This window comes from Scopulibacillus darangshiensis, assembly GCF_004341035.1.
GTDB lineage: Bacteria > Bacillota > Bacilli > Bacillales > Sporolactobacillaceae > Scopulibacillus > Scopulibacillus darangshiensis.
This window is the reverse complement of record NZ_SLXK01000066.1, coordinates 1-14,595: the sequence shown is the minus strand read 5'-3', so window position 1 is coordinate 14,595 and position 14,595 is coordinate 1. Positions and strand designations below refer to the sequence as shown.

Genomic DNA, 14,595 nt, shown 5'->3' with positions numbered 1-14,595 from the left:
TCCTAATCCCCATATAGTGAAATTTAAGTATATAAAAAAATACCTGTAGATAAAACACTCTTTTTCAAGTGTCCTAACTACAGGTACCATTTTACTTTACATTGAACTAACAATCCTTTTTTTATTTTTGGGCGAAAAAGATCAGGTTAGATTAACTTGCTGCTCACTCCATGCCCACAACTTTTTAGCAAGTGCTTTGTCCCTTGCCTTTGCGGATATCGAGGCAATCTTTCTTTTATAAAAATATTCTCCGCTGTTGTCCGTAACATCTGGGCTCGTCGCCAAATAAATGGCTGTGTCAGCTCCCTCGGCAGGCGTGAGAAAAAACGGCCGCAAGACTCTATGTATTGCTTTTCCAAAACCTGTGTTGCGATTAACGCCGAGATTAGTTCCGACAGCACCAGGGTGGAGGCAGTTTGCAGTCACCGATGAGCTTTCAAGACGTTCCGCCAGCTCACGCGTAAATAAGATGTTTGCCAGCTTGGATTGGCTATAGCCTTTCACGACATTATATTTACTGGATAAATGAGGATCATTAAAGTGAATGTTCCCTGCTTTGTGGGCGCCGGAGGAAACTGTCACAATTCTTCCCTGCTTGGCTTGTTTTAATCGGTCAAGCAGCAAATTAGTCAGGAGAAAGTGCCCAAGATGGTTGACGCCGATCATGCTCTCGAATCCATCTGCTGTGGTTTCCCTTTTAATTGATACAACCCCAGCATTGTTCACCAGAACATCTAATCGTTGATAACGCTCTTTGAACTGCTTGGCAAAGGTGCGTATGCTATCCAATGATCCCAAATCACATGTCATTAATTCAACATGATTGGCCCCACTATCTTGTTTCACTTGCTGCAAAGCTTTAGCTCCTCGTTCACTGTTACGGCAGGCCATTATGACATGGAAACCCCTTTTTATCAGAGCCGCGCTTGTAGCCAGCCCCATTCCTGAATTCGCTCCCGTCACAACCGCAATCCTATTTTGCATAGGTACCACCTTATTTTGATCCGCTCCTTTCAGCGGTAATGTAAATTTAATTTATCCAATGCCTCGAGAATAGCAGGTTGAAAATCGTTAGTCCCTTTTTGCCTAAAACGGAAATACAGGCTTCTTAGGAAATGCTTGCTATTCACTTGGATACGGTAATCCTTAATATGATCATCCGTTTTCTTAAAGTACTTAAACCGTAGAATCCATTCATTTATGTATACTTCTGGTACAATACCTCTTTCAACTATGGCACAAACTGGCGTGACCATCCTTTCATCTTCTTCACTATCAAACACGCAATCTGGTTCCATTATTTTCAATTGGATAATGTCTAACATTTTACTTAGATCCATCTTATCCAGACCATTATTCATGACCAGTTCGTCCAAACAATCCGCGAGATGGGCGATAGAATGCGCCCATCCCTTCCCTTCGATATACCCACGAACATCCCTTTCCGCTTTGGCATAACGAAGGACTGCTTCTTTGACACGGTTTAAAAGCTTATTGGATAAAAAATGGTCTTCATTATTCCTGTATAGAATAACAGCTGTTATCAAGGTTGAAAAAGATCTTGTGAAAACAGTATCACTATCCGAATCGCCAAGTCCATAAAATAGGTGGGTGTCATCAATACTGATCATTAATAATTCTTTTAAGTGTTCAGCAGAGAACAGTCGGTTAACGATCCATTTTGAGAGCATAGAATAGATCAATTCATCTCGAAGCACCGGGTCTGTTGAACCAATATTCGCCATCATTTCTTTTGCGAGTTCAAAAGCTTCCTTTGTACTTAGCATCTCATTAGTCTCTTGAACGGCTCGTAATTTTTCCTTTAGCATACTGCACCTTTTTCGATATACTCGTAAACTAATTTGATAGTGGTCTTATAATAATCATCTTCATGGGGCACAAATTTATCCTTATCGACAGTCGTATTAATAGCTACCCGTTCCCTGTTTTCGTCGATTTCAAACCCCTCAATAGCAATTGTATCTGCTTCATCGCACCAAAGTTTTGAAAAAGCGGAGAGTTCGGCTCTAACAATCCCTGACACTTCTTCTTCCTGCAGCTTGAATGCATTAAATTCAACCTTCTTTGGGTATAAAAAGAGGTGGGCAATCTCTTTATCGATAAAACCGTGTTTGGTCATACAATATTTTAAAACGCCTAAAGGGACCAGATCATCAAAAGAAAGATCTATCCCCACTTCTTCTTTAACTTCTCTCACGCCATCAATGACTGTTTCATAGGCAAGGAGATGCCCGGCTGCAGTAATATCCAAATGGTTTGGAAAATCCTTTTTTGCCGCGCAGCGAAGTTGAAAATAAATATACTCGATACCATTTTCCCTGCATACAAACCAACAATTAAAAGTTTCATGCCAATGTCCATGTTTATGGACTTCTTCACGGCTCGCCACGCCAATAGGATTGTGCTGCTCATCAAAAATATTAAGTAATTCTATTTCCATCATTTATAACCTGCCTTCTAAACCAATCCTAGGAAGTATAACTTACCTCATGGTCATACGTCTTATAGAGCCCTTCTTGCCCTAATGCTTCAAACACTTTAAATTTATTTAATTGCTTACCGTAGACATGAATCGTAATCGCCGATTGGTTATCTTCTGCTTTAAGAATATGACAATCTGCCGGCGGCAGCAGTTGGCCTGTGCTCTGTTCCCCCACAGTCATACAACCGCTGTATCGAAGATTGACAACATCATCAGAAACCTTGCCTGTTTGCAAGTAGTTGATCACCTTTAGACGACCCGACAATACACCCTCAACACCCCAAGTACCATCATGATCATGAAGCGGGGTGGCTTGACCTGGAGCCCATACAAGCGCAAGGACTTCAAAACGGTTTTTCGGATCTAGGTATAAAGAATGTCGGGCATATTTGCTCTGATCCGGTGATATTTCATCAAACGGGAACCATGACCCATCCTGTACTAACTTGCCAACGAGATGTTCCGCCTTTGACACTAATGCCATTTCATCTTGCTCAACTGCTACAATACCTGTCATTTCTTTAACAAAATCTGATAAATTGTATCGTCCTTCTAATGTTTTCATTTACATATACCTCCTGAAGTCATTGTTTACTTATGTCACGACATGCAAGAGGTATGCCAACCATAAGGCCGCAATATCACTTGTTTTTTTCATATTAATTATCAAAATTGCGAAGACTTTTCTTACCTTTGAAAAGCTTAAAAGATCATTCTTACTTATACCTATTTCTATTTAATATGTTATAACCCTTTGTGATTGCCGGAAAAAATTTGTTAAACTTTTTTATTGACTCTCACGTTACGTCATACTTTATAGTTAAAAATGAAGGGAGGTTATCAGATGCCAATGAAGGTAAAAGAGGTCGCGGATTTAATCGGTATCAGTGTGCGCACACTGCATCATTATGATGACATTGGTTTGTTAACTCCTAAAGAGACAACCGAATCCGGTTACCGTCTCTACTCTGATGATGACCTTGAAATGCTGCAGCAAATCTTATTTTTTAAAGAACTTGGCTTCCCTTTAAAAAGAATCAAAGACATTATTAATAGTCCAACATTTGATCGCAAGGAGGCGTTAGAGCTACATCGAAAAATGCTGCTTGAAAAAAGGCGCCGGCTTGATAAAATGATTGGAACCATTGATAAGACGCTTCGACAAATGAAAGGAGACATTGAAATGACCAATAAAGAAATATTCGAAGGGTTTGACTTTAGTCATAACCCATATGAACAGGAAGCACGTGAACGCTGGGGTGATGAAGCAGTTGACAAGTATAACGCTAGTATTGCAAAGATGTCAAAGGATAGGCAAAAAGCGATGTCTAAGGAGTGGGATAGGATCTACAGGAAGCTTGCGGACTTGCGCCATGGCTCACCAGAATCACATGAAGCTCAGGCGGCCATTAAAGAATGGTACGACTTTTTAAACGACATCGGTGACTACTCACTTGGGGCATTCAAATGCCTAGGGCAAATGTATGTTGATGATGAGCGCTTCACTAAAAATATTGATAAATATGGCGAAGGATTAGCGGCTTTCATGCGCAATGCCATGGCCGTCTATGCCGACAACAACAAAAAGTGATCTAAGGAAGCGGGGCGATTGCCCTGCTTTTTACTTTTGGCATGTTAGGTTCATTTTAAGGAATTCATACCGGCTGCCGTTCGTTGCTTGGATATAGGAACCAACAGGGTTGAATCCTGTCTTTTTATAAACTTTAATCGCCCTTTGGTTAAATGCCGCAACCGACAGTGTTATTTCCTTTGGCAAGAAACTGCGTTTGGCAAGAAACTGCGTTTGGCAAAGTCTATTCCCGCTTCAAGAAATTCCTCACCCGCCCCTTTTCCGGTTAAATCGGTGTCATAAAAAGAATATATCCCATCATAATGCCAATTATAGACGATCTCTTCCGCTTGATCTTGTGTCATTACGGCAAAGTTGTAGCTGCTCATTTGGTTCTCCTCTCTTTCGTTAATAACCCCCGAATTGTGCTGTTCAAAATTACACTTCTTTTTTCATTTCCCATATCTCTGTTATACTGAATTTAGTCATTTTACTTATGAGCTCGATAGGGAGTCCTTCTTTTAACATAGATATAGTGATTTCCTTTCGCCCTTCGACTTTACCTTCCTTTTTGCCTTCTGCCTTCTTCATCTCAAATATCTCTTTTAGCGTCGGGGATGGTTCGGAATTCATTGCTTGTGTCATTTCCGGTGCCTCCTTCTCCAGTATTGGACTTATTTCGCTTTTAAGCCGGTGTGTCATTTCTTTTGGAACCTCCAGCAAGAAATCAATGAAATAAAATAAGTATGGGATTGTGTGACGAAAATCAACACCTTGCACTCATTTTTCTTGAAGCACTATTTTAAGAAGCTTTCGCTTAAATTGATAGCGTTCATCGACATTATGTTTGCTTTTGATCATATAGATACTGGGTAACACTACAAAGACAAGATGTGAAAATCGTGATGGGGGGTTGGAGGCCGAGTAATAAAAATAGCAGTTGACCGTTACTTTTATTATACTACAGTTTCTACGGAATAGGAACATATATTCCTGTTTATTTTTAAAATATTTCCTTTTCAATGCACCCCCTTCAAATTTCAACCGGTATTATCCTCGCGCCACATGTCTTCTCATAAAATTCAATTGGGCCTGCCTGTCCAATGATAGCGTACTCATACCCTACTTTGGCCATATCGTTCAAACAAAAATGCAGTAAGGCGGCACCTATGCCTTTTGTTCGACATCCTGCTGCTGTTCCCATAGGACCAAATAATCCCTTTCTGTTTCTTACGACGTCATAACAGGCGAACCCAATAATGTTGTCTTCGGCAATGGCTAGAAATATTGGAGTTTTATTCAATGTCTTATAACCATTTTCGATGAGAGGCACCCACCTATCACCAAATTCACACTTCACGAATGCCAGAAGCTGATGATAATCTCTTGGAAGCGCCTTTCTAATTGAAAAATCGATTTGATTCATTTCCGGTCTCATATATTTTTTCAATGAGACGATCATATCTCTTGGTACCGAGACTATGTTTAAAATATCAAGCCTAATCCGATCATCCAGAACTGAATTCACAAATGGATCCAGCTCCAATATCGCCCGAATGATATGACCCTCATTTATATAAATCTGATGGTATGCTACCATTGTTTCATGTGCTAATTCAAGTACATCAGCTAACGATGGAGAAGCCTCGTAACTGCTGTTTCTTAACATCTGATCAATAAAGTCTATGCCAAACTGGCGATCAAGATATAAAAACAACTCAGCACATACCCCAGTCCTTTCCTTAAACGCTCCAACAAGGAAATGTACCGGGCAAATGACTTCACCCGATACAAGACTTTTACTTATATTAAATATTCGTTCTACTCTGTTTGTGAATCTAAATTTACCGCCCATTCTTATCTCCTTAGACCTTTTTCATTTGTCAATGCTACGATTCGTCCCAATCTTGCACAAGTAAGCTTTTATACCTCCGACTGTTCAAATTACTTTACCATTTGTTTGAAAGCCAATTCCTCCTCTAAAAATGGATTATGGTTGCTTTCTTCAAAAACAAAAAGACTTGATTTTGGAAGGCATTGATGGATTTCCCCTAACCTCTATTTGTTTCAACATATTTCCTTTGCCCACAACAGAATTCACCTCCCATAAAGTGACATTATTCTATTATTTCAACATTCAGCGTTCTATTCCCTTCAAAACCAAACATCATCCATATGTATTGGTGTTTTGATTCCCTTTTCCCAGTCATCACGGATGATAGCGTAGCCAACAGAGTCTACAATTGTGCCATCTGCGTTTTCCCATGCCTTGCGATGATGAGATTCTTTAACATACCCGCACTTGTGAAGCACTTTTCTCATCGGATAATTATCCATGCGAGTATGAGCTTCAACCCGAATTTTATTATCCAGTGTTGTAAAGACATAATCAGTCAGCCATAATACACACTTTTCTCCAAATCCTTTATTACGGTACTTACTTTTTAAGCGGATATCAAATAACGGGGTGTTGTCCGATAGATCAAAAATACTGATATAACCTATCTTTTCACCCTCGTTCTCAACCCAAAAAGTCTGCTTGTCCTTGCTATACCAGCCACTTTCAAAATTAGCCATGATTTTTTCTTTCGTTTGATCAGGATTGGAGTGATAAACCCATTTTTCACTGGTCATAAAATCTATCAGTTCATCCAGTTCATTATTAAATAAATAAAATTTCATTTCCTCTCCTCCGGCCTTTTTTATTTTCCCCTAACTCGCCCGTTTAGATTGGGATTCTACTGGAGCTGATTTGCGACCAGCTAACTTTTCTAAAACGATCCCAATAAGGAAGCCAGCAACAGCTGGAACAATCCAGCCTAACCCAAATCCGGCAAAAGGTAATTTGTCTGCGATCTCTTGAACGGGGCCTAAATCTAAGCCAAAAGCTTTTAAGCCATCAAAAATGGCAACAACCCCAGTGAAAAGAATCGTGCATCCGTAGACCTTTTTTGATCCGCCGAACACGCGGTGAAGAATAGCGAGCACAATTAATACGATGGTCAACGAATAGGCCATAACAAGAAACGGTACTGACACAGTCAGGATTTTATTAAGTCCAAAATTGGCGAGCATAAAGCTTATTAAAGAAATAATAAGGACCACTGTCTTATAACTGGCTTTCGGTATGAGCTTCTCAAAAAATTGCCCGCAGGCTGTTGTCAGACCGACACATGTTGTGAAGCAAGCTAATGTGAAAATCACCCCAAGCAATATCTTTCCGCCTTGGCCGAAAAGCAGATTACTAGCAGCAGAGAGAATCATCGTGCCATTTTCAAACGACCCGTGAGAAGCCATTTTAACTCCCATAAAGCCAAGTCCGATGTAAACAAGGGCCAGTACTGTTCCCGCTATCAGCCCCGCCTTCAAGGCGTATTTTGTTAATAGTTTACCATTCTGAATCCCCTTTTGCTTTAAGGTTGACAGGATGACGATGCCAAAGGCCAAAGCCGCTAATGCATCCATGGTGGAGTAGCCCTCTATAAAGCCCTTAAAAAAAGGGCTCTTTTCATACCCACCAGTTGGTGCCTGTGGTGAAGATGTGTTCAAATTAGATAAACCAAGAGAACACAAAATAACCATCGCTAGCAGCAGAGTTGGCGTAATCCATTTCCCCATATAGTCAGCCATTTTTGAAGGGTTTAAACTAATAAAACAAACCAATGTGAAGAAAACCAAAGTAAATAAGAACAATAATAACGGTGAATGACCCAAAAAAGGTTTTACACCCATTTCGTACGCAACGGTGGCGTTACGGGGAATACCAAGGAATGGACCGATCGATAAATAGACGATTACGGTAAATATGGCCCCGAACAGCGGATGAACCCGGCTTCCTAAGGTTCGAACACCACCTTTAACAAGAGATAAAACAGTGATAACCAATAGCGGCAATCCCACACTTGTAACGATGAATCCGGTAATCGCAAGGCCATACGATGTACCTGCACTCATCCCTAAAAATGGCGGGAAGATTAAATTCCCCGCTCCAAAAAACATTGAAAACAGCATAAGCCCAACAAATAAGGTGTCTTTTTTTCTCATAGCAGTCTCTCCTCTGATGTTTGATAAAAAGGCAAAATAAAAAACCCATCCCTAAAAGGGACGAGTTTACTCGCGGTACCACCCTAATTCCACAAAAGGTCTCATGACCTGTTCCGGCTCTTAAGCAACGTACATTATAATACGCGTTCCTTGATAACGGGGGACAATCCGTCAAAGCTTACTGTCATTTCAGCTTTGCATCTCAGAGATGATTTTCAGTTCAAGTCCCAAAACATCGGCTCTCACCACGCGCCGATTCTCTGTAGTATTGGTTGCTTAACCTACTCTTCTCTTCACAGACTTTAATATTAAGAAGATAATAGCAGTATTGAGAAAGACTGTCAGCGGTAAATAAATCTCATCTACAACTTCTAGCTATTTAGGAGTTTTATTTTACTAGGCGAAAGAGCGTTTTGCAGTGCCCTTTCTTCTTCCTCGCTTAACGGGACTAAAGGCAGGCGGACATCACCAACGTTTATCCCTCTCATATTTAATGCAGCTTTCACCGGTGCCGGGCTTGGAGCAGCAAATAATGCTTTCATCGTTGGAAGAAGACGGCGGTGCTCCGAGGCAGCATCTTGGACATTCCCTTTTTTAAAATGTGTGACCATTTCTTGCATGTCATTACCAATAATGTGTGAAGCGACTGAAATGATTCCCGCTCCGCCAATAGCTAAAATCGGCAATGTTAATCCATCATCTCCACTATACAATGTAAAATCATCAGGCGTTTCGCCGATGATGTCTGCCATAGCATCCAAATCGCCACTAGCTTCTTTTATAGCAACGATATTATTAATCTTTGAGAGATTTATAATTGTCTCGACAGACATGTTAATAACACTGCGGCCCGGGATATTGTAAAGCATCACCGGCAGCGACGTTGACTCGGCTATTGCTTTAAAGTGTTGAAATAACCCTTCTTGAGATGGTTTATTATAGTATGGCGCAACAAGCATAATCCCATCGACTCCAGCTTCCTCTGCCCTTTTTGTCAGAGCGATAGAAGCTTTTGTGTTATTTGAGCCGGTTCCTGCTATGACTGGAGCGCGGCCATCCGCAGCGTTCACTACAAATTTAAATAGCTCTACTTTCTCTTCAGTTGTTAATGTTGGTGACTCTCCTGTTGTACCGGCGACGACCAGTCCATCGGTGCCATTTGCAATTAAATAATCCACTAACGTTTGAGTCGCTTCAAAATCGACCTCGCCATTCTGATCAAATGGGGTAACCATTGCTGTCAATACTTGGCCAAAATTCATCATTTCACACCCTTTAAGTAATGTTTTAAATTGGAGGTGGATAAGGCCATTCAAAAGACAACGCAAAAAAGCAACAACGAAGGACCTCGCTGTTGCATGAGAAACATTAATTAATGACCGTTTCCTTGCGTGAGATAGCCCTCCATATAGTTTCCTATATGACAGTTCTGTATTTATTCAATAGCAGACCCAGCTTCAAGACCAATGAGATTCTTTAAAGCTTCGGCAAATTCCCCTTTCCACAATCGTCATGGGATCTCATTATCCTCAAATTGTGTACTGATGGACTTTGCACCTCTATCCTTACTCCAAAGATTGAAGCAAGAAAAATATTTAGTTAGGTGTAATATAACAGAGAGGCCGTTATATTGCAAGGATAATTTGGATGCTTTAAAGCTAACCTTTTTTACTCTTTAATAATCAACCCTAGTACTCTTGCAAAACCTATCGCTTGTTCCGAAGAGATCGTGCAGCCCGCAAGTTTTTCCGATGATATCGTTATACTATCAAAGGAACTATTACTTAAATCAATCCCCCGCAAGTTTACCCCCGATAAGTTCGCTTGATTTAGGCGACATTGATCAAAGCCAACATCCTCAAACTCCGATTCATAGAAATCGGCACTATTAAGTGAACAGGATTGATACTTAACTTGCTTTTGATCTGAATAGCTGAGTGACGCATAATCCGCTGAGCAATGATCAAATAACACATTTCGGCATGTAGATTCCGCGAGATTAGTCCCGAGCAATTTACACCCTTTTATTTCCGCCCTATGAATCACGGCATCACTGAAATCCACATTGGATAAATCACATTTCTCAAAAATAACATCAGTTAATTCAATAAAGCGAAAGGACACATTTATGAATGTACAATTTTTAAATACAACCTTATCAAAACAAAGCTTTTCAATTGATTCATCGCGGATCTCACCGTCGGCAAAACAAGATGCAGTAAAAAACTTCTCATTTTTCATCTCATCTTTCAGCGATGTATTTGTTAACCTTTTTGGGATTCTTGGTGGTTGCAAAATTGGCATATTTTCAGTCATGATTAACACCCTTTTAATTTGTTTTTTCTTTAAGAAACTTTATCTAAAAAACATCTGTGCCATAATAGGCAAGCTTTAATTTCTTGGCTACTGCTTGGAATGGCCATTAAATCCATGTTGGACAACAATTTTACCTCCTCATAATCAACCCTTAACGGGGTGATCAAGTCCCCCAATAATTAAAGGCACTTCCAATAAATCAGAAATAATAGCATCTGCATCAACTTCGTTCCATTGGGTGTTTTTCTTCCAAATCGCTTTCATGCCTACATTCTGGGCTGCTTTTACATCATTTTCCGGATGATCACCAACGAATACGCTTTTGTTTGGTGAAACCCCCAGACGCTCTAGTGCTCTTTTGAAAATAATAGGATCTGGTTTTTTTAGACCCTCATACTCAGAAATTAAAATCGTATCGAAATAATGTTCAATCCCTAAAGCTTTTATATTATCCATTTGAAACGGTCCTCGACCATTTGTAATCATACCTAACAAAATACCCTTGCCTTTTAGTTTCTCAAGCATACTTGCCAAATTAGGGAAAGGGATGCAGCTATATTTAAATTCATCTAAATAATCTTGAAGCAAGTCCTCCCAGGTCAATTCATAAATACCAAATTCTATGACTAACTGCTGATACACTTTATCTTTCCATACATAACCATGATTATCTAATTCAACAAACCTTGATATGTATCGTTCTTTTGGTATATGTCCCAGACTATGATTTAAGCGGACATACTGATTATCTATAAACTTCTGCACAGAAGCATCCCGATCTAGTAACGTGCCGTCTAAATCAAATATAGCTGCTTTGATCATCTTTAACACCTTCAATTAGAAAATCTATGAACTCATCCAGTGTCCCGCTGTATTTCTCTACTTGAGGCAAATGATAGAACGTACTGGTAGTCTCTGGATTATTTATATCATCGCTTTCAGAATAAAGGTAAATCCTTTTACCTTGGCCCAAAGCGATTCCTAATTCAATATGGCTGCCTTTTCCGGCTGGAAGCAATACAGCAATGACATCAGCTTCCATTACAGCTTCCTTTTCTTTAGTTCCTATGTCCCTCAATTGTTCTATAGTTACTGCTCTCTCATTCTGTGTCCAATCATATGTATGGATAAATCCCCCAGCTTTTAACCTTTCATTGACATACTTTACTTTTCCAATGTTCTTAAAACTCGATGCGATATAAAATTTCATAAATCATTCCCCTATTTACTTAATGTTAAAGCTTGATCTAAAATTTCTTGATACAGCTCATGCCATTCGTGATAAAAATCAGCAACCTTATTTGGATGAATAAAACATCGCCGATCTGATTCGAATTGCCCTTCAAACGCATTAACCCAATCGATGTCCATGCGATAGAACACTTGATAACCCACTTTTGGATAAGGACTATCCTCACTCCACTTCGGATTTTCGTTATGGTCAACCACCATGTAGCCTAAGAGAGTGTATTCACCCTCAACATACCCTTCTTCCATTGTTTCGCGGCGAAAGCATTCCTCCGGCGTTTCGTTTGGCTCAATATGTCCGCCGGGAATATCCCACCCCCTATGGTTAAGGTCAACCAATAACAGCTCATTATTATAAAAGCAAAACCCATGAACACTGGTTATCAAGTCAGCCTGTGGAAGGCGCCAATCGGACTTCCAAGTTAATTTGACTATCGCTTCGCCCCAGTTAACAACCTTAGTTGTCAAATACTTCATCTCCCGTCGCTTTTAGCATCTAATACCGAATTTATGTCATGTTAGCCCCCAAAAAATTCCTTTCTAATTATTTATTCCTTTCATCAAGGAGAAAGTCCTTTAAATACTGCTAAGCTGTCCAGTTCAGTTTCTAATTATTGTTTGCCAAGGCTCCATGGTAGTAAGAGTCAAAAAAGTGAAGTAAAATAAATTAAAACAATGGAAATAATGTTAAGGAGGCTGAAAATATGGCATTTGAGCAGAATATTTCGGTATTAAAAGCAGGGCTAAATGAACTAAATTTAGTTGCCGGGCTCTTTGATAAATATCGGGTCTTTTATAAGCAGCCATCAAACCTTGAAGCCGGTAAAAAGTTTATTCAGGAAAGAATGGAAAGCAATCAGTCCGTTATTTTCTTAGCTATAGAAAATCAAGAAGACGGATTAAAACCAGTAGGATTTGTTCAGCTTTATCCATCTTTTTCATCAGTGGCTATGAAAAAGCTTTGGATTTTAAATGATTTATATGTTGATCAAGCTGCGAGGCAAAAAGGTGTAGCAAAAGCTTTAATGCAAAAGGCAAAGGAATATGCTTTGGAAACAGGTGCAAAAGGGTTGGCTCTTGAAACAGCCGTCGATAATAAGAAGGCGCAACAATTATATGAATCTATTGGCTATGAAAAAGCTGAAGATGTTTACCACTATAATTTATTGCTTTGAGGATAAAGCTATGTGACTATTGTAGCTTTAAAATAAAGTTTGATCAAAAATAAAACGCATTTTACGGAAAATTCAAATAATCGATTTTTAAAAAAAGATTGATCAAAATGGATTATTCTTCAACAGATTTCAATTTGATTTTTATAAAAAAATTTGATCATTTTCTGCTTTGTGTTGTTGCATTAAAGCGCCCGTTTAATGAAGATCAATTTTCGTTTGATTCTTCAAGAAATGCTCCAGTTTGTAAGTTGTGACAAATAAAATGACAAGTATAGGAACTTGCACCATACTTGTTCACCTACCAGTCTGATTCTATTGTCAGCTTGTTTACATTTATTACGACTTTCAATCGTTGTAATAAATCCAAGCCAATTTTACCCTCCAAATCAAAGCCGTAATTCATTGCACCAATTTCTATTGCAAAATCTTTTGTTTGCATATCCCCGATTCTTACTGAATCAACGGTCTTTGAGTATACAAATTCGGAGCCTCCAACACCACTAATACGATAGATCATATTATTTTCCTCAGCTATAACTCCAATTTCTTCAGCTAAATCTATGGAAACAATTGTACTTCCGGAGCCGGTATCAACCAGGACACGTTGTAAACCTAGCATCCTTCTGTTAAATACCAATTTCATGTCCGTAAGTAATAAACCATTATCTATAACCAATTTTTTCACTATCCCCTAACACCTACCCATTTCTTTTCGATGATATCTGGCTCTTTACGGTTAGTGTGAAGAACATAGAGTTCTCGATAGGGATTATCACGATGAATCTTTTGGTACTCCTTCATTGCATCAGGTGAATTAGGAAATTTATCCAACGGTGAAATTTCATCTAAAATACGAACATTTTTTTTATTTGTATGAGCCTGGACAGCCTCCACCAAAACCCACTGTTCTGGAAATGCTTTGCGCACATCTTCCCACCTCATTTGATTCACCTCCGTTTTATTTTATTTTCATTTTAACATGATATAATTCTGATTTATATCAACAATTATAGAAACGTTTAATCAGGAAAAGCACCCTTTTCTTGAATAGGGCTCTATTTCAAAGATCGTTTGATGCCATCGATAACCCCTTGATGGAGCCCTTCATGCCAAAGGCTTCCTACGAACAGATCCCCTAATGTTTTTAACTCCCTTGACTGTCCCAAATCCATAACTTTAGCAGCAGGATCCCCAAGCCTCCCGGAAAAAGTTGATTTCATTCGTTCCTTTTGTTTTTGTAATTTCTCCCTTATTTCTTCCAAGGTAAGTGGTGTAACTGACCAATCTTTAGGGCTTGACCCCCTTTTAAAGGAATCCATTGTTTCCATGGCAATTTCCCCAGGCTGATTTAAACCAAGGTTATACATTGATTGCTCTTGTGCAACCAGAATATGTCCAAAATTCCAACGTAAAGAATTGCTGAAACCATCAGGAATGACATCTGATTGTTCATCAGTAATAGAACCCATTAGATCAATCGTCTGTTCCCTATAAACATCATACAGATCAACAATAGCGCTTTCTTTCATTATTTTCACATTCTCCATTATGTATTTCCGGTAAAGGTTATCACAAATGGCTTCTCAAAACTTCTTCTCGATTGCTCAAAATTCCCTCACTATTTCCGTGTGATCATTCTTATTAATTCATACGAATAGGTAAGGGTTTGACGTTATCGCTCCCTTTTCCCCTCGTTTGCACCGCACGTGCAACTTTCATCGCATACGGCGCTCCAACTA

General features: G+C 39.3%; 18 protein-coding genes, 1 pseudogene, 1 riboswitch and 1 other annotated feature. Of the genes and pseudogenes, 2 read left to right on the top strand and 17 right to left on the bottom strand.

The window, feature by feature from the left end; genetic code table 11:
* Positions 1-141: 141 nt before the first annotated feature.
* From EV207_RS22020 to EV207_RS22005, 4 genes are read right to left on the bottom strand one after another with little or no spacing between them, the layout of a single operon-like run.
* A complete protein-coding gene (locus EV207_RS22020; RefSeq protein ID WP_132748495.1) occupies positions 142-984 on the bottom strand; it encodes an SDR family oxidoreductase in 843 nt (280 codons plus the stop codon).
* Positions 985-1,013: 29 nt separating this feature from the next.
* Positions 1,014-1,829, bottom strand: a complete 816-nt coding sequence (locus EV207_RS22015) for a DUF2785 domain-containing protein (RefSeq protein ID WP_132748494.1) — start codon at positions 1,827-1,829, stop codon at positions 1,014-1,016.
* A complete protein-coding gene (locus EV207_RS22010; RefSeq protein ID WP_341539816.1) occupies positions 1,823-2,464 on the bottom strand; it encodes an NUDIX hydrolase in 642 nt (213 codons plus the stop codon). Before EV207_RS22010 ends, EV207_RS22015 begins: the two co-directional genes overlap by 7 nt.
* A gap of 25 nt (positions 2,465-2,489) precedes the next feature.
* Positions 2,490-3,068, bottom strand: coding sequence for a cysteine dioxygenase family protein (locus EV207_RS22005; protein WP_132748493.1), 579 nt, complete (start codon positions 3,066-3,068; stop codon positions 2,490-2,492).
* A 279-nt stretch (positions 3,069-3,347) separates the two neighbouring features.
* On the opposite strand from EV207_RS22005, the gene EV207_RS22000 reads away from it, so the two are divergent.
* On the top strand, positions 3,348-4,094 hold the full coding sequence (locus EV207_RS22000) for a MerR family transcriptional regulator (RefSeq protein WP_132748491.1): 747 nt from the start codon (positions 3,348-3,350) through the stop codon (positions 4,092-4,094).
* Positions 4,095-4,124: 30 nt separating this feature from the next.
* Here EV207_RS22000 and EV207_RS21995 read toward each other — a convergent pair.
* From EV207_RS21995 to EV207_RS21950, 10 genes and pseudogenes are all read right to left on the bottom strand, one after another.
* A pseudogene (locus tag EV207_RS21995) lies at positions 4,125-4,462 on the bottom strand (GNAT family N-acetyltransferase).
* 49 nt (positions 4,463-4,511) lie between these two features.
* Positions 4,512-4,718, bottom strand: a complete 207-nt coding sequence (locus tag EV207_RS21990; RefSeq protein ID WP_132748489.1) for a hypothetical protein — start codon at positions 4,716-4,718, stop codon at positions 4,512-4,514.
* 388 nt (positions 4,719-5,106) lie between these two features.
* On the bottom strand, positions 5,107-5,928 hold the full coding sequence (locus EV207_RS21985; protein WP_132748488.1) for a GNAT family N-acetyltransferase: 822 nt from the start codon (positions 5,926-5,928) through the stop codon (positions 5,107-5,109).
* Positions 5,929-6,227: 299 nt separating this feature from the next.
* Positions 6,228-6,755 (bottom strand): GNAT family N-acetyltransferase, encoded by a 528-nt coding sequence (locus EV207_RS21980; protein WP_132748486.1) that lies wholly within the window; start codon positions 6,753-6,755, stop codon positions 6,228-6,230.
* Positions 6,756-6,785: 30 nt separating this feature from the next.
* Complete coding sequence (brnQ, locus tag EV207_RS21975; RefSeq protein ID WP_132748484.1) at positions 6,786-8,117, bottom strand: branched-chain amino acid transport system II carrier protein; 1,332 nt, start codon at positions 8,115-8,117, stop codon at positions 6,786-6,788.
* A 53-nt stretch (positions 8,118-8,170) separates the two neighbouring features.
* Positions 8,171-8,423, bottom strand: a binding site (T-box leader).
* A gap of 65 nt (positions 8,424-8,488) precedes the next feature.
* Positions 8,489-9,379, bottom strand: coding sequence for a 4-hydroxy-tetrahydrodipicolinate synthase (gene dapA, locus EV207_RS21970; RefSeq protein WP_132748482.1), 891 nt, complete (start codon positions 9,377-9,379; stop codon positions 8,489-8,491).
* 127 nt (positions 9,380-9,506) lie between these two features.
* Positions 9,507-9,687: riboswitch (Lysine riboswitch) on the bottom strand.
* Between the two features lie 98 nt (positions 9,688-9,785).
* The gene (locus tag EV207_RS21965; RefSeq protein ID WP_132748480.1) at positions 9,786-10,433 is read right to left on the bottom strand and encodes a pentapeptide repeat-containing protein; all 648 of its coding nucleotides are present in this window, start codon (positions 10,431-10,433) and stop codon (positions 9,786-9,788) included.
* Between the two features lie 144 nt (positions 10,434-10,577).
* Complete coding sequence (locus EV207_RS21960; RefSeq protein WP_132748478.1) at positions 10,578-11,255, bottom strand: HAD family hydrolase; 678 nt, start codon at positions 11,253-11,255, stop codon at positions 10,578-10,580.
* The gene (locus EV207_RS21955; protein ID WP_132748476.1) at positions 11,233-11,643 is read right to left on the bottom strand and encodes a TIR domain-containing protein; all 411 of its coding nucleotides are present in this window, start codon (positions 11,641-11,643) and stop codon (positions 11,233-11,235) included. Before EV207_RS21955 ends, EV207_RS21960 begins: the two co-directional genes overlap by 23 nt.
* An 11-nt stretch (positions 11,644-11,654) precedes the next feature.
* Positions 11,655-12,149: an NUDIX hydrolase gene (locus tag EV207_RS21950; RefSeq protein WP_132748475.1), complete on the bottom strand. Its 495-nt coding sequence runs from the start codon at positions 12,147-12,149 to the stop codon at positions 11,655-11,657.
* A gap of 236 nt (positions 12,150-12,385) precedes the next feature.
* On the opposite strand from EV207_RS21950, the gene EV207_RS21945 reads away from it, so the two are divergent.
* On the top strand, positions 12,386-12,856 hold the full coding sequence (locus EV207_RS21945; protein ID WP_132748473.1) for a GNAT family N-acetyltransferase: 471 nt from the start codon (positions 12,386-12,388) through the stop codon (positions 12,854-12,856).
* A gap of 298 nt (positions 12,857-13,154) precedes the next feature.
* On the opposite strand, the gene EV207_RS21940 is transcribed toward EV207_RS21945, so the two are convergent.
* From EV207_RS21940 to EV207_RS21930, 3 genes are all read right to left on the bottom strand, one after another.
* Positions 13,155-13,541 carry a retropepsin-like aspartic protease gene (locus EV207_RS21940; RefSeq protein WP_132748471.1) on the bottom strand — a complete coding sequence of 129 codons (387 nt, stop codon included), beginning with the start codon at positions 13,539-13,541 and terminating at the stop codon, positions 13,155-13,157.
* Positions 13,541-13,798: a hypothetical protein gene (locus EV207_RS21935; protein WP_132748469.1), complete on the bottom strand. Its 258-nt coding sequence runs from the start codon at positions 13,796-13,798 to the stop codon at positions 13,541-13,543. Before EV207_RS21935 ends, EV207_RS21940 begins: the two co-directional genes overlap by 1 nt.
* Before the next feature lie 113 nt (positions 13,799-13,911).
* Entirely contained in the window at positions 13,912-14,385 is a 474-nt protein-coding gene (locus EV207_RS21930; protein WP_165887041.1) for a DinB family protein, read from the bottom strand.
* Between the last annotated feature and the right edge of the window lie 210 nt (positions 14,386-14,595).